11 protein-coding genes and 1 pseudogene are annotated in these 17,961 nt (G+C 62.2%); 4 read left to right on the top strand and 8 right to left on the bottom strand.

All coding sequences use genetic code 11. From position 1 onward, the window contains the following. Positions 1-199 precede the first annotated feature (199 nt). The 4 genes and pseudogenes from C481_RS01950 to C481_RS01935 all read right to left on the bottom strand — a co-directional run bounded on the left by C481_RS01950 (position 200) and on the right by C481_RS01935 (position 5,542). Positions 200-1,069 (bottom strand): universal stress protein, encoded by an 870-nt coding sequence (locus C481_RS01950; protein WP_006107160.1) that lies wholly within the window; start codon positions 1,067-1,069, stop codon positions 200-202. Between the two features lie 178 nt (positions 1,070-1,247). Then, a complete protein-coding gene (locus C481_RS01945) occupies positions 1,248-1,724 on the bottom strand; it encodes a hypothetical protein (RefSeq protein ID WP_241434630.1) in 477 nt (158 codons plus the stop codon). Positions 1,725-1,862: 138 nt separating this feature from the next. Further along, a pseudogene (locus C481_RS01940) lies at positions 1,863-3,007 on the bottom strand (MBL fold metallo-hydrolase). Positions 3,008-3,118: 111 nt separating this feature from the next. Further along, the gene (locus C481_RS01935; protein WP_006107157.1) at positions 3,119-5,542 is read right to left on the bottom strand and encodes a heavy metal translocating P-type ATPase; all 2,424 of its coding nucleotides are present in this window, start codon (positions 5,540-5,542) and stop codon (positions 3,119-3,121) included. A 233-nt stretch (positions 5,543-5,775) separates the two neighbouring features. Between C481_RS01935 and C481_RS01930 the strand changes: the two genes are divergently transcribed. Continuing rightward, a complete protein-coding gene (locus C481_RS01930; protein ID WP_006107155.1) occupies positions 5,776-6,372 on the top strand; it encodes a TetR/AcrR family transcriptional regulator in 597 nt (198 codons plus the stop codon). Beyond that, complete coding sequence (locus C481_RS01925; RefSeq protein ID WP_006107153.1) at positions 6,372-7,868, top strand: MATE family efflux transporter; 1,497 nt, start codon at positions 6,372-6,374, stop codon at positions 7,866-7,868. Before C481_RS01930 ends, C481_RS01925 begins: the two co-directional genes overlap by 1 nt. A gap of 276 nt (positions 7,869-8,144) precedes the next feature. Here the strand turns inward: C481_RS01925 and C481_RS01920 are convergent, their stop codons facing one another. From C481_RS01920 to C481_RS01905, 4 genes are all read right to left on the bottom strand, one after another. Next, the gene (locus C481_RS01920; protein WP_006107151.1) at positions 8,145-10,073 is read right to left on the bottom strand and encodes a hypothetical protein; all 1,929 of its coding nucleotides are present in this window, start codon (positions 10,071-10,073) and stop codon (positions 8,145-8,147) included. An 85-nt stretch (positions 10,074-10,158) separates the two neighbouring features. Further along, positions 10,159-10,521, bottom strand: coding sequence for a hypothetical protein (locus tag C481_RS01915; RefSeq protein WP_006107149.1), 363 nt, complete (start codon positions 10,519-10,521; stop codon positions 10,159-10,161). 234 nt (positions 10,522-10,755) lie between these two features. Beyond that, entirely contained in the window at positions 10,756-12,861 is a 2,106-nt protein-coding gene (locus C481_RS01910) for a hypothetical protein (RefSeq protein ID WP_006107147.1), read from the bottom strand. A 134-nt stretch (positions 12,862-12,995) separates the two neighbouring features. Continuing rightward, positions 12,996-13,769: an IclR family transcriptional regulator gene (locus tag C481_RS01905; protein WP_006107145.1), complete on the bottom strand. Its 774-nt coding sequence runs from the start codon at positions 13,767-13,769 to the stop codon at positions 12,996-12,998. 1,012 nt (positions 13,770-14,781) lie between these two features. Between C481_RS01905 and C481_RS01895 the strand changes: the two genes are divergently transcribed. Together C481_RS01895 and C481_RS01890 are read left to right on the top strand one after the other, a co-directional pair. Next, the gene (locus C481_RS01895; RefSeq protein ID WP_006107144.1) at positions 14,782-16,221 is read left to right on the top strand and encodes a family 4 glycosyl hydrolase; all 1,440 of its coding nucleotides are present in this window, start codon (positions 14,782-14,784) and stop codon (positions 16,219-16,221) included. 74 nt (positions 16,222-16,295) lie between these two features. Then, a complete protein-coding gene (locus tag C481_RS01890) occupies positions 16,296-17,864 on the top strand; it encodes a glycoside hydrolase family 28 protein (RefSeq protein ID WP_006107142.1) in 1,569 nt (522 codons plus the stop codon). The last annotated feature ends 97 nt before the right edge of the window (positions 17,865-17,961 follow it).

The raw sequence follows: 17,961 nt of genomic DNA, 5'->3' as shown, positions 1-17,961 counted from the left end.
TACAACAACAGGACCTTCCCCAGCAATTCCGATACTCGATTCGACTGAGAGGCGGAACTCGAAAGTTGACACGGAGGACGGAAACAATATTACCACGGAGACGGGGATCGAAACGAGTTCGGAACGCTGGCAGGGCGCTGAGGGGAGCGGGCGCTGGTGTCCGAGCCGCCGCAATTCGACGCTCCCGGTAGGGAGGCGGTCAGTCCGGGTTGGCGACAGTCATGACTGGCACTGGCGCAGAGCGGACTGTCTTTTCGGCGACGCTTCCGAGCAGTATTCGTTCAGTGCCGCGCTGTCCCGTCGTTCCCATGACGACGGCGTGGATAGCGGTCGACTCGATGGTGTCGAGAATCCCATCGATCGGCGTGCCGCGTTCGATGTGCGTGACGACGTTGGAAATGCCGCGTGCCTCCGCCTCCGACACGATGTCGTTGATCGCATCGGTTGCGGCCTGTTCGCTATCTAGCCCGGAGACTGTCGATCCGAGACCCAGTTCAAGGAGCGTCTCATCGACGACGGACAGGACGTGGACGGTTGCATCGAGTGACTCCGCGAGCGAGAGCCCGTAGTTGGTGGCGTGCGCTGCGGCGGCGCTCCCGTCCGTCGGAATGAGGATAGCCTCGTAGGGGAACGTCAACTGCTCGTCGGGTTGCATCCGTACTGTAAGCACCGGAAGCGAAGCGAGACGAACGACCTTCTCGGAGACGCTCCCGGCCAGGTATCTCGAAATTCCGTCGCGACCGTGGGTTGGCAGGACGATCAGGTCGTGCTCGTAGCGGTCGGCGTACTCGACGATCGACCGGGCTGGATTTCCCTGGACGACATCGGTGTCGTACGGAACGCCGAGACTATCCAGGGTCTTCGCCGCTTCATCGACGATCTCGTCGCCTTTCCGAGCGAGTGCGTCGACGACCTGGCCGTCGACGACGGTGACGCTATCCCGGGTCGTGTCGGCAACGAACAACACGTGGAGCGTCGCATCGGCCCAGTGTGCGACCTCGGCGGCGTGGTGGATCGCCTCTGCAGCCCCGTCGCTACCATCGTACGGAAGAAGGATATCCTCGTACATGCTCACGAGGGGGGATACGACCGCCATCGCTACAAACTTTGCACCAAAATGGGAGACTAGTTGATTGAATTATGTGATGTCTTTCACAGACTATGGGCGCTTTGATTCGATAAGTACAGTGACCTACACAGCGCAGGAACTAACGGAGTCTATGGATTTTGATAGAATAATTCGATCATCAATGGCCGTCTATACTGACATCTATTGAATTGAACACGCTTTTCTCATCAGTAATTCTGATAAGGAGAGTATGTGTGATAAGGTCATCATGGTCGGGGATTAGTGGTTTATCTATAGAAATAGCAACCTGAAGACCGTCTTCAATGCGGTTAATTGAACCTAATTCAAGATCGTCTTCTGATCGCATTCCGTTTTGAACAACAAGAATATATGATTCATCAAAATTTATCCCCTCGGTGAAATCAGATAGCTGTTCAACGTCTCTAAATTCACTGGCAGCCGTTTCTTCGTCAGTTATGAGCGTGTGTGACTCTTCTCTCGGCCCAAAAACATCACGTGCATCGAAAATATTCCCTTCGTAGTATAGCGTATCTATAGTCATACCACTGGGGATTGACGGAGATCGAGACCTGTTCCATGCATATCCCGCTCCAAGACCGAGACCCCCAATAGCAAGGAATTTCCGTCGCTTCATAGTCAAATATTTGATGTGGGTCACTATATATCTTCGTGAAGTTCAACCAGTGGTTTGACTAATCCGCACACCTATTTATCGGCCAATGCGCCGTCGAAGTGGCTGTAATCAACACCGCGGGACAACTTCGATACCCGCCTAGTTGGCCGCGCAGTTGTTCGGGTCGAGTTCGAGTTCAAACGCCGTCACGTCATCGAGCGACTCCGCGCCGAGGCTGGCGGCGATGACCGTCTCGTAATTGGCCGGTCGCGGGGGCAGATCCGCGGCGACGAACTCGGCTTCGTCCATCGACAGTGCAGCCAGCGTTTCCGTCAGTTCGCCGAGTGTCGCAGTGACCGTCCCATCGTCGGTCGGTGTTGCGGAATCGCTACTGTGTGCGGGGGCGACGATCGTCTCGAACGGCCGCGTCGATACCGTCCGGGTCAGTGATTCGTACAGGGTCTGGGCTGCGTTTCTGGCCGCCGCAGGGTCTTCGAAGTCGGGGCGGACAACGCGATCCGTGAAGAGGCCATCGCCGGTGAACAGCACGTTCTCGACCGCGTATGCGGTCATTCCCTCCGTGTGGCCAGGCGTGTGAATACCGTCGATGTCGACGGTGCCGACCGAGAGCGTCTCGCCGTTTGCGAGGGTATCGAAGGCGACATCGTAGTCGTCGCCCCGAGCCGCAGCAGCCTCGGGGACGACCGCCGTCGCCCCAGTCCGACCGGCGAGTTCACGAACGCCTGAGAGGTGGTCCGCGTGGATGTGGGTATCGAGCGCGTACGTCAGCTCGGTATCGAACGCCCGCACATCCGCCAGATACTCGTCGGTGAACGCCCGTAGCGGATCGATAACCGCGGCTTCACCGTCCGAAACGACGAGATACGCGAGGTAGCCGCTCGAGGAGCGACGGTACTGTGCTATCGTTGCATTGCTATCGGTGTCGAGCGTCGTGAACTCGTAGACGCGTGTCCAGCCTCGCATTCCGTGTTCGAGGTAGATTCTGTCATAGCCGCCGCTTCGAGGCGTTCAGCGACGAGTTCACTGGAATCGCCTTTCGCACAGACGACCGCGATAGGCTGGTCCTCAGGGAGTTTCGCGTGGAGCGTGTCCGGAATTCCCATCAGGAGTTAGAAGTGTGGGCAGTTGACGACTTCGACGGTGGGACCGTCGATGTACCACGCTTCGAAATCCGCTGTCGAGCGGACATCGTGGAGGAAGGCGTCCTCGTCGCTGTCGATCCGCGCGTGCAGTTCTGTCGGCGTGATCGATTCGACTGCGTCGGTGACACCATCAGCTGTCATCGTCGTACCACACTACAGACAGCACACGGATACGGGCCCGTATAGAAGTCCAAATAGCACACAATACTACTCGGTGCCGGCTGGCGACGACACCGGTGAGAGAGACGCGAATCAGTCCGCCGGTTCCGGGGACCGAGAACTGGAGACGCCGGGGAGACTCGGGCGGTCCAGATCGGTTCGGCGAAGGAACTGCGCGTTGATCGCGACGATGACCGTACTGAGTGACATGAGCAACGCGCCGACTGCGGGCGAGAGGAGGATGCCGATCGGGGCGAGGATACCCGCCGCGAGCGGGAGTGCGAATACGTTGTAGCCGGCGGCCCACACGAGGTTCTCCTGCATCTTTCGATAGCTTGCCTTGCTCAATTTGACGAGGCGAACGACATCCATCGGATTGTTCTGGACGAGGATGATATCCGCTGACTGGACTGCCACGTCCGTCCCGGAGCCGATAGCGATGCCGATGTCGGCTCGCGTCAGCGCGGGCGCATCGTTGACGCCGTCGCCGACCATCGCGACGGATCGGCCCTGCTCTTGAAGCGCGGTTATGTTCCCGTCTTTGTCCTCCGGCAGCACTTCGGCGAAAACCGTGTCGATCCCGAGGTCGTCGGCCACCGCGGTGGCAACGTCCTCGCTGTCGCCGGTGAGCATCGCGACTTCGATGCCGAGTTCGTGAAGCGCGTCGACGACCTGATAGCTCTCCTCGCGAATAACATCCGCGAGTGCGAACGCAGCGATCACTGTTGCTTCGGTGCCCGCGGCAGCGCCGCTCGTTCGAGACGCAGGTTCGCTGCGCTCCTCCTCGTTGGTCGCCCGTTGTGTCGCGTTCGGTTCTTCCTCGGAACGACCGGGAATATCCTCGCGCACGAGATAGACCACAGTCTGTGCGTTATCACCGGCGCGTTCCGCGAACGCGGTTAACTCGGACGGAGCCTCGACATCGAGTGCAGAGAGGAGGTTCGGACCGCCGACGGAGATCGCGTCGCTGTCGACAGTTGCCCGCACGCCGCGGCCTTTGAGCGCCTCGAAATCCGTCGCGGCGTCCACCGAAACGTCTCGTTCGTCGGCAACCTCGCGGATCGCCTGGGCGATCATGTGCTCCGAATCGCTCTCGACAGCAGCCGCGAGCGCGAGGGCGTCATTCTCGGAAACGGTACCGACGGTTTCGATGCCGACAACCCCCTGTTCGCCTTTCGTGAGGGTCCCCGTCTTGTCGAAGACGATCGTATCCAGGTTGCGGGCTCGCTCCATGGCGATCCGGTCTCGAATCAGCATGCCGTTCCGTGCGGCGAGTGACGTATTGATCGCGACGACGAGGGGGATGGCGAGCCCGAGCGCGTGCGGACAGGCGATCACCAAGACGGTGACGACTCGTTCGACGACCGTGGCGTCGAACGAAATCGCGACGGTCCACGCGATAGCAGTGACGATTGCCGCAGCCAGGGCGACGTAGAACAGCCATCCCGCTGCGCGGTCGGCGAGCTGTTGAGTCCGGGACTCGCTCTCCTGGGCCTCCTCGACCAAGCGCATGATCCCTGCAAGCGTCGTCTCGTCTCCCGTCGCGCTGATCCGAACGCGAAGGCTGCCGTCGCCGTTTAGCGTGCCGCCGATTACTTCGTCACCCGGTTCCTTCGACACCGGCTTTGACTCGCCGGTGATCATCGACTCGTTCACGTCGGAATCCCCCTCCTCGACGACGCCGTCGGCTGGCACGCTCGCGCCGGGTCGCACGAGAACGAGGTCGCCCGCAGACAGATCGCTCACGGGGACTTCCTCAGTATCGCCGTCGTCGGTGAGCCGCTCCGCCGTATCCGGCAGCAGTTTCGCCAGTTCGTCGAGCGCACTGGAGGCTCTGCGAACGGAGCGCATCTCGATCCAGTGACCGAGCAACATGATATCGATGAGCGTCACGAGTTCCCAGAAGAACGCCGATGTGGTAGGAAAGACGACGCTCGCGAGGCTGTAGACGAACGCGACGGTGATCGCCATCGAGATGAGCGTCATCATTCCCGGCGTTCGGTCCGCGAGTTCAGGGACGGCCATTCGAAGGAACGGCACCCCGCCGTAGGCGAAGACGATCACCGCGAAGACGGGGGTGAGCCACTGGCTGCCGGGGAACGCGGGGACGGAGAAACCGAGCCAGGCCTGTAGCGTCTCGCTGTAGAGCAACACCGGAATCGAGAGCAGCGTCGAGACGAAAAAGCGCCGCCGGAACAGCTGTTCGTGGCCCTCGTGCATGCCGGAATCACCGCCGTGGTCACCGTGTTCGTCACGAGCATCGTGACTGCCGGTTGATCGCCCGTCGTACTGCTCGTCGATCGTTCGGTGGCCCTCACTGGCGTCGTCGGCCTCGGATTCGAGCATCGACTGTTCGACGCCCGACTCCTCGCGCTCGGCGTCGGGTATCGCGCGTTCGTCGGTCCGGTCGTGAGTATCTTGCTCGTCGCGGGCGTCGCGAACTGTACGATCCGGGTCCGAACGAGGACCGGAGTCAGTGGTGTCACCGTCACCCGGTTGGTCGCTGTGATCGTCCATACGGCAGCCTCACCGGTACGGATACACGCTCGCAGGTGAAAGTTTCCGGCTTGCGCTGGCCACAGTGCAATCGAGTTCGCTGCGAGCGAGACGAACGAGACGGCGAGTAAACGAGAAGAACTCGTTTCCCCTGAGACACAGCCACGTGCCCTCGTCATGGGGTTACACGACATTGCGGTACCGGTTTCCGAACTCTTTTGACTGACCGGTTAGTAAGTCCTATACCAACCGACATGGATGACGACACAGCAAATGAAATACTAGATGGGACATATCGTGCCCTTTGTAAACACGGTTATGCAGAGCTTACACTGCAAGATATCGCCGATGAGACGGACAAGAGCAAGGCGTCGATTCACTACTACTACGACACGAAAGAGGATCTCTTTACGGCCTTTCTGGAGTTCCTGTACGGCCGCTACACCGACAAAGTAACGGGGGTCACCGGAGCGTCCCCGCAAGCGCGGTTGTTGTCGCTGCTCGATGTCTTGCTTGCAGACGGAGAAGACGGACCGGATACGGAGTTTCGGACCGCAATGTTGGAGATACGAGCGCAAGGCCCGTACAACGACGGGATACGGGAACAACTCACCAAATTCGACGAGTTCCTGTACGGGGAACTGCACTCGATCATCGAAGCGGGCATCGAGCGCGAGGAGTTCAACGAGCACGTCGATCCCGATCTCGCCGCGGAGTTTCTGACGACGATGATCAGCGGCGCACACACGCGCCGCGTCGCCGTCGACTACTCGATGGATCGACTCCACGAGACGGTACGAACGTACGTTGAGCAACACCTCTCGCCCGAACCGCCGGAGGTGTCTCACTGATGGGGATTCGGCAGTTCGTCAGCAAGTTCTTCAAGGGCCCCGACGAGTTCAACCTCACCGAGGGCGGGATCGGCAAGCCGCTGTTCTACCTCTCCCTGCCGATCGTCCTACAGAACCTGTTCCAGGTCACGTACAACCTCGCGGACACGTTCTGGCTGGGGCGACACAGCACGGCGTCATTGTCGGCGATTACGTTCGCGTTCCCGATGGTCTTTCTGATGATCTCGCTCGCGCTCGGTCTCTCGGTTGCCGGCAGCGTCCTCGTCGCCCAACATATCGGTGCCGGAAACGACCGGAAAGCCGAGTACGCGGCCTCGCAGACGATGGCCTACGCCGCCGTGGCGTCCATCGTGCTCGGTGCGATCGGGTTCGTCTTCGTCGACGATTTCCTCGTGATCCTCGGGACGGGACCCGAGATCTCGTCGCTGGTCGCGGACTACATGCGGGTCTATTCGGTCGGCCTCGTCGGAGTGTTCGGCTTCGCCGTGTTCATGGCGCTCATGCGCGGCTACGGCGACACGATCACCCCGATGTACGTGATGGGCGGTTCGGTCTTCCTCAACGTCGTGCTCGATCCGGTGATGATCTTCGGCTTCCAGAACAATCCCCTGTTCGGGTACCTCGGGGCCACGGGCCTCGAAGCGTCGCTGCTCGAACTGACGGGCTACACTGGTTCGGGGGTCGCCGGCGCCGCGATCGCGACGGTGTTCTCGCGGGCGCTCGCTTTCGTCGTCGGACTGGCGATCATGTTCCGCGGGAACCGCGGCGTCCGAATCCGACTCGGACAGATGGTTCCCGATCTCTCGTTCGGGCGGAAGGTCGTCGACATCGGTCTGCCGGCGTCGATCGAGGGAACGGCCCGCTCGCTGTCGATCACCCTCCTGTTGTTCGTCCTGGCGATGTTCCCCGAGGAAATCAGCGCCGCCTACGGGATCGGGACGCGAATCTTCTCGGTTATCTTCCTTCCGGCGCTTGCGGTCTCCCAGGGGATCGAAACGATAACCGGACAGAATATCGGCGCTGAGAAACCCGATCGGGCCGCTAAGACGAACCACTTCGGCGCTCGTGCGATGCTCGCCGTGCTAACCGGTCTCGGAATTATCACCATCTTGGCTGCACGGCCGATTTCGTCCATCTTCACGGACAACCCGACGGTCGCCGCAGAGAGCGCATCGTTCCTCCGATATACCGCACTCACGTTCGGATTTATCGGAGTTATGCGAGCCTACACGGGCGGCTTCCGCGGTGCCGGAAAGACGCTGTTTGCCGCAGTGATCTCCGTCGTAACGCTTGGACTCATACGATTGCCCGTCGCCTGGCTCGGCGCGGAAGCGATCGGCGCTACCGGCCTCTGGATCGCGTTCCCGATCTCGAACGTCATCGGCGGCGTCATCGCGTACCTCTGGTTCAAGCGCGGCACCTGGCGGGAGGCGTCGCTCACCGAGTCGGATATCGGCGCAGACGTACCCGGCTCGGAGACGCCGTCCGACGACTAGTACCAGTATAGAAACTACTTTTCTTGGCGAAGTCAGACAGGTAGCGGAACAGAGTATACGGCGCGAATCCGAACCAGAAATACAAACCGTTGTCTTCTTCCGGATACTATTTTCAGAAGGAACACGATTGGCGTTCGAGTAGAATGATTCAAACCTATATCCGCCGTTCAAATCCGGGTTCAGTGACGGCAAGTTAGTATGTAGGAATGCAAATCTGATACCACACTAGTATCTGATACAGGTACGAGTTCGCTGCGACGATCGCAGCACCGACGGTCACTCATCCCGAACTCGCGACCGACATGACCGGGTCCACGGCAGCGCGTAGGACGGCTCAGTGACGAATCGATCGAGTGACGCCGCGACCGTGAGCCGCGTTCCGCTCGGGAGCGACACCCGAACGCACGTCGACTCAGGACGTACCCGTTCGTCCTCGAGTTCTATCGCCGCGAACTCGTGTTCGCCGTACGCGCCGGCCTGGACGATCACGTCGCGGTCCCGTCCACCGACGTTAACCAGCGTCAGCGTCACGCCGTCCCGGGTCACGTTCTCGACCAGCGCGGCGACGCCGGGCGGCAGTCCCGGCCGCTCCCGCTCGGGGTCGAAGTGGCGAAGCTGCGCCATCACGAGCCCGCCGTAATAGACCGGCTGTGGGGCACCCATCGTCAACTGGAGTAGTCCGCGGTGAACGATCGGATTCCGGTCGCGAAGGTAATCCTCGTCGACATCGTCCGGGACCCCGCCCTCCTCGCGCATGAGCGCGAGGCGGTCCTGTACGTGGGCGTGGCTCGCTTCCAGCCGCCGCTGGGGATAGTCCGGAAACTCCCCATCGAGGTACGCCAACCAGGCGTACTCCTGGCCTGCACCGTGCTTGTTCGACGGCCGGTAGTCGACCTGCGTCCAGTCCCGTGACCCCCAGTCGCGAAGTCGATCGACCCGCTCCCGATCCGCTTCCGACAGGGACAGATACCAGAGGTGAAAGACGTACGGATCGTCCCGGTGCGGCTTGAACTCGTACCACCCGTCGCGCCACAGCACCTCCCCGTCGTTCTCGGTCAGGACGCCCGAGGCGTCGTAGTGGTAATCGCCGGGACCGCCGTACTTGTGCGGAACGTACAGCGTCTCGTGGACCGAATCCTCGGCGACCTCGATTCCGTTCTCGATCAACACGTCGAGTTGCGACCGCGGAAACGCCAGATGCTCCCGATCCCCGGTGAGCAACACGGCGTTCTCCGCGGCGACCGTCGGCCCGATGCCGACGTAGTGCCACCCGCCCCACGACCAGCCGTAATAGCCGCCGTACCACGAGCCGTCAGTGTACTCCCCGATCTCACCCGACCGACCGACGTTGTCCGGAATGATGCCGCCGTTTTCGGCCGTCCGCTCGCGCCACGCCTCGAGATACTCGAGGACCCACTCGCGATACCGGGCCTCGCCGGTGTGGAGGTAGGCGTTCGTCATCAGGCTCGTCACGTTGAGATTGAGCGGAATATCCCCCTTCGAACACCGCTCGTCGAGCACCTCGAACAGTCGCTCCTCGTTGTCGGGGTCGCACAGTTCGGCCGCCTCGTCGAACTCGAGATCACGCCACGGCAGACCGTGGCTCGCCCAGCGGTACTCGGCCCCGTAGGGGTGGTGTTCGTACGCGGAAAAATCGCAGCGATCCGGCCCCATACTACCGTTCATCGGCCCGCGGACGAGTCGCCGCTCGCCGTCGTAGTTCCCCGCGTCCGCCTCGTCGTCGGTATCGAGATACAACCGAGCGAACCGTTCCGCGCGGTCGACGACGGTCTCGTCAGTCGGCGCTGCAAGGCCCATGTTGTACGTAAAGAGATTTCCCTCCCCCAGGTGAAACCAGTCGCGACACTGCTCGAACTCGTCGACGACCATCGGGTGACCGAACGGGGTGTCAGTGTTCCTCCCGCGTCGAAGCGCGCCCGCATAGACATCCTGGGCGTGTTCGAGAAATCGCTCGTCGCCGCCCAGCGCGTAGACGAGCGGCCAGTTGTAGAATCCCTCGAGCACGTCGTCGAACCCATCGACGCCGGTGTAGCCCCTGGGTGGCCAGTACGGTTCGCCGTTCTCGTCGACGTACTCGTCGACGAAGCGGTCAACGGCGTCCGCCATCGTCTCGAACAGTTCTCGTTGCAAGAGCGCCCACTCGGGCGGCCGACCGATCGAGTGCTGCGCCGCTAGCTCGAACATACCTCGTGTGGTGTCGTTCGGGATGATTAATATTTGGGTCGAGGAGAGAGGCGAGTCGCGGGTGTCCGTAGACCCGAACCCGTCGCTACCCGTCGAGATTCCCCTTCGAATCCCAAATTTCGGTGATGAGATCGACGAACAACGCCGTTCGCTTCGGCTCCCCGTCCGGCGTCGTCTCGTCGAGCGGACAGTTTTCGAGGTTCGCGACGAACTCTCGGGTGTGGGTCATCTCGCCGACGACCTCGCGAACGTCGAACGTGATCGTGTTGTCGCTGTCGGTCCGGAGCCACGCGGCGGCGCTTTGCTCTTCGGTGTACTCGAGCGTGTACGTCTCGCCGATTCGATCGACGATGTGCTCCATCGGACCGACTTCCAGGCGATCCCCATCGTGGTCTAGGTAGAGCGTTTCGTCCTCGATCCGGGGTTCGTATCGCGGTTGGGCCGTCATTGTGTGATACGTTGGGACACGGCCGAGGATCGTATAAATGGTGTGCTCTCGGCCGTGAACCTGCGAGACGGTGAAGCTACAAAGCGAACGATCGCGGAACGGCGAACCGACTCGACCGAAGATCAACCGAGCTAGCGGCGCGTCGGCAAGCGGGTCCGCGAGTTCAGCGACGGCGGCCGTCTGCTATCGGCGGTCGGTTCTTCGGTTCTTCGGTTCTTCGGGGTCGAGTAGTGACTATTCGACGGCGCGGGCTTTCGCTCGAAGCCAGGCGCGCGTCCCGCTCTGAGGAACGGAGATCGGGCGCGTCCGAACCGGGAGGTCGGGATAGCCGCCGACTTCCGACTGGCTGTCGATGTAGGTCCCGTCGCCGGCGTCGAGTTGGGCGAGGATTCGCTCGTCGGTGGCGGTGCGGTCGGCCGGTCGCGCGCCGGCGTTGGCGAGGTTGTGATCGACGACGGCCGCCGACTCGAGGGGCTCCAGTGCAGCGGGCCAGAGCGGCCGTGAGTCGAGTTCGGTGATCCCGTCGCCGACGATGGGATTCGACGCGTCGTCGAGGACGGTATCGGCGACGAAGGCGTGGCCGTCGCCGAAGACGACCGGTTGGGCAGCGACCGGGCGTCGGAAGACGTTGCCCTCGATGCTCGCCGTCGTTTCGGGGTCCATCCAGATGCCGTCGTTGTAGTGGTAGACGAGGTTGTTCGCGACGACGGAGTGCGTTCCCTGTTTGAGTCGCGGATTCCGGTCGTAGTTGTGCGCCCAGACGTTCCCGGCGAGCGTGACGGAGTCGGCGCCGTCGCCGATCAGCGAGCCGTAGCCGTGGTCGCCCTTGTGGTGGGTGGCGTCCTGGAGCGGTTCGGCGATCAGACAGTTCGAGACGGTCGTTTCGGCGGTGTCGTAGCCGACGGAGAGGTTCTCGTCGACCGCCCAGGTCGCCGTACAGTGGTCGATGACGTTGTTCTCGGTGCCGTCTTCGGTTCGAATGCCGTCCGGCTCCCAGTCGCTTTCGCTCGTCAGGTTGGCATCGCCCGGTCGAACGCGGAGGTGTTGGATCACGCAGTCGTTGGCATCGATCCAGAGGTCACCCTTGATGAGCGTGATGCCCGGCGAGGGAGCCGTCTGGCCGGCGAGGTAGAGTTCGTCGGTGGCGACGGTGAGGCGCTGTTGTTCGAGGTCGATGACGCCGCTGGTCTCGAAGACGACCAGGCGAGGGCCGTCGACCTCGAGCGCGGCCGTTAGTTGGCGTCGCGTCGGCTCCGTGATCGGGATGACCGGCGTGTCGTCGTCGAGCCACGGTGCCGGGTCGGCGAACCCGTCGGCGAGATCGATCTGCGATGCGCTTTGCGGGCCGCGGCCGGGAGCGGTACCGTTCGAACGACTCGGCGTTCCGACCGTCGCGGGCGAACCGACCGCCACGTCGCCATCGCTCGTTTCGACGACCGTTCGATACTCGTAGTAGCGCCTGCTCGTGAGTCCGTCGAGGTCCACGCTGAACGCGGTCGGCTCCTCGAGCGTCTGTCCCCGGGTCGCCGTCCAGGAATCGTTCGGGACGGCCCGATACTCGACGTAGCACTCGGCCGAATCGGCACCGCCGAGATCCGTCAGTTCGCCGTGGAGCGTCGCCGAGGTCGCCGTCACGTCCGTGGCGTCGCCAGTCGTGACGAACGGGACGCCGGTTTCGACGTCGACGCCGCCGGAGACAGCAACGTCGCCGATATCCTGATTCCCGGTCGGCGAAATTCCCGTTAGATCGCGTAGTTCGGCGGTACAGCGCTCGCCGACGGAGTGGCTCGTAACCGGGATCCCGACGGACGCCTCGTCGCTTATCGCGACCTGCTCCGTATCGATGTCGGCGAGGAGCGTCCAGTCGTCCCCGTCGGACGACCCGTACGCTTCGAAGGTGTCGCCGCGCCTGCACAATCGCAGCCACTCGGCCTCGAGACTGCCGCCGTCGACCTCGCTCTCGTCCTCGCCGCCGGAGGTCGTACTCACCGTCTCGGCTCCGGATTCAGGACGCCACTGAAGCGATACCGCCCCGTTCGGCGTCCGGCGAAGCATCACGTTCGCCGCGTCGGGTGCCAGCGACTCCCGAACCATGATTCCGGTCTTCGCGTTCGGGTCGGTGTGTTCCAGCGCTGTATTGCGCACTCGAACGTCGATGTCCCCGCTGAACTCGTCGTGGTAGTAGTGAAACGCGTCCTCCGTGTTCCAGATGTCCGCGCCACCGCCGCGGATCGTGATGAGGGTCGCTGCAGCAACCGTATCGCTGAACAGCGGTATTGTCGCGAGGCCGAGACTCCCTGCACCGACCGTCTGCAGAAACGTCCGTCTATCATGTGTCATTGGCTCACACCAACCAGGGAATCAAGTCGGAAACTGGTAAGTGTTTCTTCAACGAATACACAGGTAGCCGAGAGGAGGTGAGTGCAGCGACAACAATGGGAACTGGCCAGAGAGACGCCGAACGGCGGCTGTCGTTAGGAAAATTTGGTATTGAGTTCGATCACGTTGGCGGTCCGTTGCACGCTTTCGGCGAGTTCACCGTGGAGGACCTCGTCAGTGCTGCGACTCACTGGACCGGAGACGCTGACGGCGCCGAGGACCGTGTTCTCGTTTTTAACGGGAGCGGCGACACACCGGAGCCCCTCGATGTTTTCCTCGTCGTCGATCGCGTACCCCTGGTCGGTGATGACATCGAGTTCATCAGCGAAGCGCTCGGGGTCGGTGATCGTTTTCGGCGTTTTCGGGGCGAACGAGACGTGTTCGAGAATCTCTCGGCGTCGGTCGGCCGGGAGGAAGGCGAGGATGGCCTTCCCGAGCGATGTCGAATACATCGGCTGTTTGCCGCCGGGGCGCGAGACCGTTTCGACGGCCTGCGTACCCATCGCCTTGTAGAGGTAGGCCACTTTGCCGTGTTCTTCGAGCCCAAAGTGGGCGATTTCGCCCGTTTCGGACGCCAGTTTATCGACTTCGTCGACGATGACCTCGTAGTTTGCAACCTGCTCTCGAACGTCGTTTGCCATATCGAGGAGTTGCAGACTGAGTCGGTAGCCATCGTCCTGCCGAACGATGATCTCCTGACTTTCGAGGGTTCGAAGGTGACTGTGGATGGTGCTTTTGGAGTGACCGAGCTCGTCGGCCAGTTCGGTAACGCTCGTCGCCTCGTTCGCACGGATGGCGTCGAGAATCGTAAATGCGATTTCGACCGACCGAATGCGCCGTCCCGTGCGTTTATTGGGGGTGCTTGCCATACAAAGTGGTATCATAGTTCAGCATTATAAGTCTGTTCCCCAGAAGGGAACCAAAATGGGTCGTCTGGATCGATCGATCCAGCACTGACTACTCGCTGGGTGCGTTCGTCCGTCCCTGTTAGCGGACCGCCCGTCGCAGGCCGACACCCACAACGTCGTCCGACACAGTATCGCTGAACCGGTCGTCATTCCCGTCTCGCGAACAGATCTGAACACCGGATAAACGGCGTATTCAGTGTGTAGAAGCGCTACAGTGCCGCTATTCGACACTACTACGTGAGGACCGGTCGATATCATTTACAAGTGTACGATTGAAATGTTTCCGCACATTCATTACAACAGTACGCTTGTCAATATTCGGCGAGCGGGAACTCACTGCTCTCGGGGAGAGAAACGAAGGGTAATCGATAATAGCCGTAACGGAAACCAGCAGGGGAGAACTCACCGGAACGAACAAATACCGACCGCTGGACTGGGTACCAGGCACGGTGAACGCAGGAGCAGCGGAGCTGATCGACACCGTTCAGCGACGCGTCGAGACAGTTCTTGCAGACGGTCGCGATCGATACGACGACACGGAGACACCGCTTTTCGCCGACGTGATCGATCCGGGATCTGGCGTTGCAGTCGCTGCCGATGCCCGCGGTGTTAGCAACGAAACGCGACTTGCAAACGTCGCCGTCCAGCAAGAGTTCTTCAGAGCGCTCGGCGGGCTGGCGTCAGCTACGACCTCGACGCGGCGGCTCGTGTGGGGGCAAACGTCCGAGAAGTGCGGCCGTCTGGCAACGCGTCCGTGGACGAGGAGGACCACATTCGTCTCGAAGACCCGGTGCCGCTGGCGTTTGCGACGTTGCGTGGCGAGCCGGTCACAGCCCGTCCGACACCGATCGGAGGCCGTCGGTCGCCGCGTGGCGGCATCTAAACGCGAGGTACAGCCGGTCCATTAGGAGGAGAGCCGGCAGTTTCGACCCCAATCACCAACGCTTTTGCGCGTTCCGTTCGGGTGAGACGTATGCATCACCTCGGCAGACGGTCGAGCGACGCAATTCCGGAAGTTCGGATCGGCTACATCGGCGGCGGCAGTCAGGGCTGGGCGCACACCCTCATCAACGACCTCGCGCAGTGTACGGACATCGCCGGCACCGTTGCGCTGTACGATGTCGACTACGAGGCCGCGAGGAAGAACGCCGAACTCGGAACGCAGGTAACGGATCGCGCGGACGCCGACGGGGACTGGACGTTCGACGCGGTTCGGGACCTGTCCGCCGCGCTCTCGGGCGCGGATATCGTCATCTGCTCGATCCAGGACCCGCCGGCGGAGACGTTCGTCCACGACATCGACCTGCCCAAGCAGTACGGCATCCACCAGCCGGTCGCCGATACCGTCGGCCCCGGCGGCATCCTGCGCTCGATGCGGGCGATTCCACAGTACCGAGAAATCGCGGCGACGATCCGCGAACAGTGTCCCGATGCATGGGTGCTCAACTACACGAACCCGATGACCGTCTGCACCCGCACCCTCTACGAAGAGTTCCCCGAGATCAAAGCCATCGGCCTCTGTCACGAGGTGTTTCAAACGCAGGAGTTGTTCGCCGAACTCGCGGCGACGCACCTCGACGGGGTCGACGCCGTCGATCCGGACGAGGTTCACGTCACCGTCAAGGGAATCAACCACTTCACGTGGGTCGACGAGGCCCGCTGGCGTGGCCGCGACCTCTATCGGTTCCTCGACGCCGAACTCGCGGCCCGAACGCCGCTTGCCGACTTCGATCCCGGTTCGATGGCCGACGCATCCTACTGGACCAACAACTACCGCGTCGCGTTTGACCTCTACGACCGGTTCGGCTGCTTCCCCGCTGCCGGCGACCGCCACCTCGTCGAGTTCGTCCCGTGGTATCTCGAACTCGACGATCCCGACGAACTCCACCGGTGGGGAATCCGATTGACGCCGAGCGAAGCGCGGCTTCCGGCCGACGGACCGACGCCGACGGAACGGTATCTCTCGGGGGCGGAGACGTTCGAACTCACCGAATCCGGCGAGGAAGCCGTCGACATCATCCGGGCGCTGCTCGGGCTCGAACCCCTGGAAACGCACCTGAACTATCCCAACCGGGGACAGGTCGCCAACCTGCCGGACGGCGCCGTCGTCGAGACGAACGCGTTGCTCACCGGTGACGCCGTCACGCCGCTGACCGCGGGCTCGCTTCCCCGGTCGCTCCGGTCGCTCGTCCTCGCGCACGTCCACAATCAGGAAACGCTCGTCGAGGCCGGCTTCGACGGCGACCTCGACCGGGCGTTCCGGGTATTCCTCTCCGACCCCCTCGTGACTCTCGAGCGGGAGGCGGCCGAATCCCTCTTCAGTGAACTCGTCGAGCGCGAACGCGAGTTCCTTGATGCGTGGGACAGAGAGAACGCGGCGATTCTCGAGACGGGACCCGATCGGCGTCCGTAAGGAGAGCGATAGAACCTCGGTCACGAATCGCCGACGACGCAACGTTTATTTTCGTACTGCGAAATAGGCAGACGATGGCAGTCCCCGACACGGGCCGATACGACATCCGCGAGTTCGGCGCACAGAGTGGGTCCGACGATTCCAATACCGAGGCGATTCAGACGGCGCTCGACGAGTGTGCCGGAACCGGCGGAACGGTGTCCGTTCCCCCGGGAACGTACGTGACGGGTCCGCTTCGCGTCGGCGATCGGACGACGCTTCATCTGGAGGCTGGAGCGACACTGCGATTCGTCGGCGACTACGAGGCGTTCCCGACGGTAAAGAGTCGCTGGGAGGGGTGGGATCAGGTCGGCTTCCACCCGTGCCTGCTGGTCGATGGAGCCGACACCGTTTCGATTACCGGTCGGGGAACGATCGACGGGAACGGCGAGTACTGGTGGCAGTTCTACGGCGAACCGGAATCGACGCTTCCCGACGGACTGCAGGACCGACTGGCCGAGTTCGAGGCGCAAAACGACAAGCAAGATGACGTGAGCAGTTTCACGCACCGGCCGCCGCTGCTCCAGGTTTTCGACGCCGAGAACGTCACCGTCTCGGGCGTGACGCTACGGAACTCGCCGTTCTGGAACACGCACGTCGTCTACTCGGAGAACGTGACGATCACCGACGTGAACATCGAAAACCCGGCCGGCGCGCCGAACGGCGACGGGATCGACATCGACTCCTCGCGGTACGTCCGGATCAGCGATGCGTACATCAACGCGGGCGACGACGCGATCTGCATCAAATCCGGGAAGGACGCGGAGGGGCGTGAGGTCGGCGAACCGGCCTCGCAGATCACGGTCACGAACTGCACCGTCGAGGCCGGTCACGGCGGCGTCGTCATCGGCAGCGAGATGTCCGGCGACGTCCGGGACGTGACGGTGACGAACTGCACGTTCACCGACACCGACCGCGGGATCCGGATCAAGACCCAGCGAGGCCGCGGTGGCGTCGTCGAGGACCTGCGATTCGACCAGATCGTCATGCGCCGCATCGCGTGTCCGTTCGTCATCAACGGCTACTACTTCACCCCGTTGGACAGCGATCCCGAACCGATCGACGAGGGGACGCCGCTGGTCCGCAACGTCTCGTTCAGCAATATTACCGCCCGCAACGTCGAGACCGCCGGCTTCTTCGCCGGACTCCCCGAGCGGTACTTCGAGGGCATCTCGTTTCGCGACGTGCGGATCGACGCAACCAGATCGCTCGATGCGACGGACCTCGATCCCGCGATGGCCGACGGCTACGAGCAGACCCACGGCCTGTTCTGCAAGTCCATCGCCGACATCTCGTTTCGGAACGTCGAACTCCGAACGCCCGACAGCCCTGCACTGCGCGTCGAAGAAACCGACGACGTAACCATCGACGGACTCGATGTGCAACGCTCCGCGGACTCATCCGCCTCATCCGACGAACCCGCTCTCTCACTTTCGAACGCCGAGCGCACCCGCGTGAGCGGCTGTACCGCGCCGTCGGACGGACAGTTCCTGCGCGCGAGCGGTCCGAAGACCGACACGATTTCGCTGGCGGGCAACCACGGTTCGCTGGCCGACTCGATCGAAATCGACGATGGGAGCGATGTGCGGCTCGATCTGGACTGACCGCTGAGCGCTCCCCTAGTCCGGCATCACCGGTCACCGCGATCACCGACCACGACGAACCGGCTGCAGGACTGCAGGGCAAGACCGCGCCACAAGA

The sequence above is a fragment of the Natrialba asiatica DSM 12278 genome (assembly GCF_000337555.1).
Lineage (GTDB): Archaea > Halobacteriota > Halobacteria > Halobacteriales > Natrialbaceae > Natrialba > Natrialba asiatica.
Note: the sequence above shows the minus strand (reverse complement) of the source record. Positions and strands in the feature narration are given on the sequence as shown.

What these genes read in the sequence shown, in the direction of transcription:
- C481_RS01950 (WP_006107160.1), bottom strand. Translation starts at nt 1,069, where the DNA reads ATGTACGAGGATATCCTTCTTCCGTACGATGGTAGCGACGGGGCTGCA.
- C481_RS01945 (WP_241434630.1), bottom strand. Translation starts at nt 1,724, where the DNA reads ATGAAGCGACGGAAATTCCTTGCTATTGGGGGTCTCGGTCTTGGAGCG.
- C481_RS01935 (WP_006107157.1), bottom strand. Translation starts at nt 5,542, where the DNA reads ATGGACGATCACAGCGACCAACCGGGTGACGGTGACACCACTGACTCC.
- C481_RS01930 (WP_006107155.1), top strand. Translation starts at nt 5,776, where the DNA reads ATGGATGACGACACAGCAAATGAAATACTAGATGGGACATATCGTGCC.
- C481_RS01925 (WP_006107153.1), top strand. Translation starts at nt 6,372, where the DNA reads ATGGGGATTCGGCAGTTCGTCAGCAAGTTCTTCAAGGGCCCCGACGAG.
- C481_RS01920 (WP_006107151.1), bottom strand. Translation starts at nt 10,073, where the DNA reads ATGTTCGAGCTAGCGGCGCAGCACTCGATCGGTCGGCCGCCCGAGTGG.
- C481_RS01915 (WP_006107149.1), bottom strand. Translation starts at nt 10,521, where the DNA reads ATGACGGCCCAACCGCGATACGAACCCCGGATCGAGGACGAAACGCTC.
- C481_RS01910 (WP_006107147.1), bottom strand. Translation starts at nt 12,861, where the DNA reads ATGACACATGATAGACGGACGTTTCTGCAGACGGTCGGTGCAGGGAGT.
- C481_RS01905 (WP_006107145.1), bottom strand. Translation starts at nt 13,769, where the DNA reads ATGGCAAGCACCCCCAATAAACGCACGGGACGGCGCATTCGGTCGGTC.
- C481_RS01895 (WP_006107144.1), top strand. Translation starts at nt 14,782, where the DNA reads ATGCATCACCTCGGCAGACGGTCGAGCGACGCAATTCCGGAAGTTCGG.
- C481_RS01890 (WP_006107142.1), top strand. Translation starts at nt 16,296, where the DNA reads ATGGCAGTCCCCGACACGGGCCGATACGACATCCGCGAGTTCGGCGCA.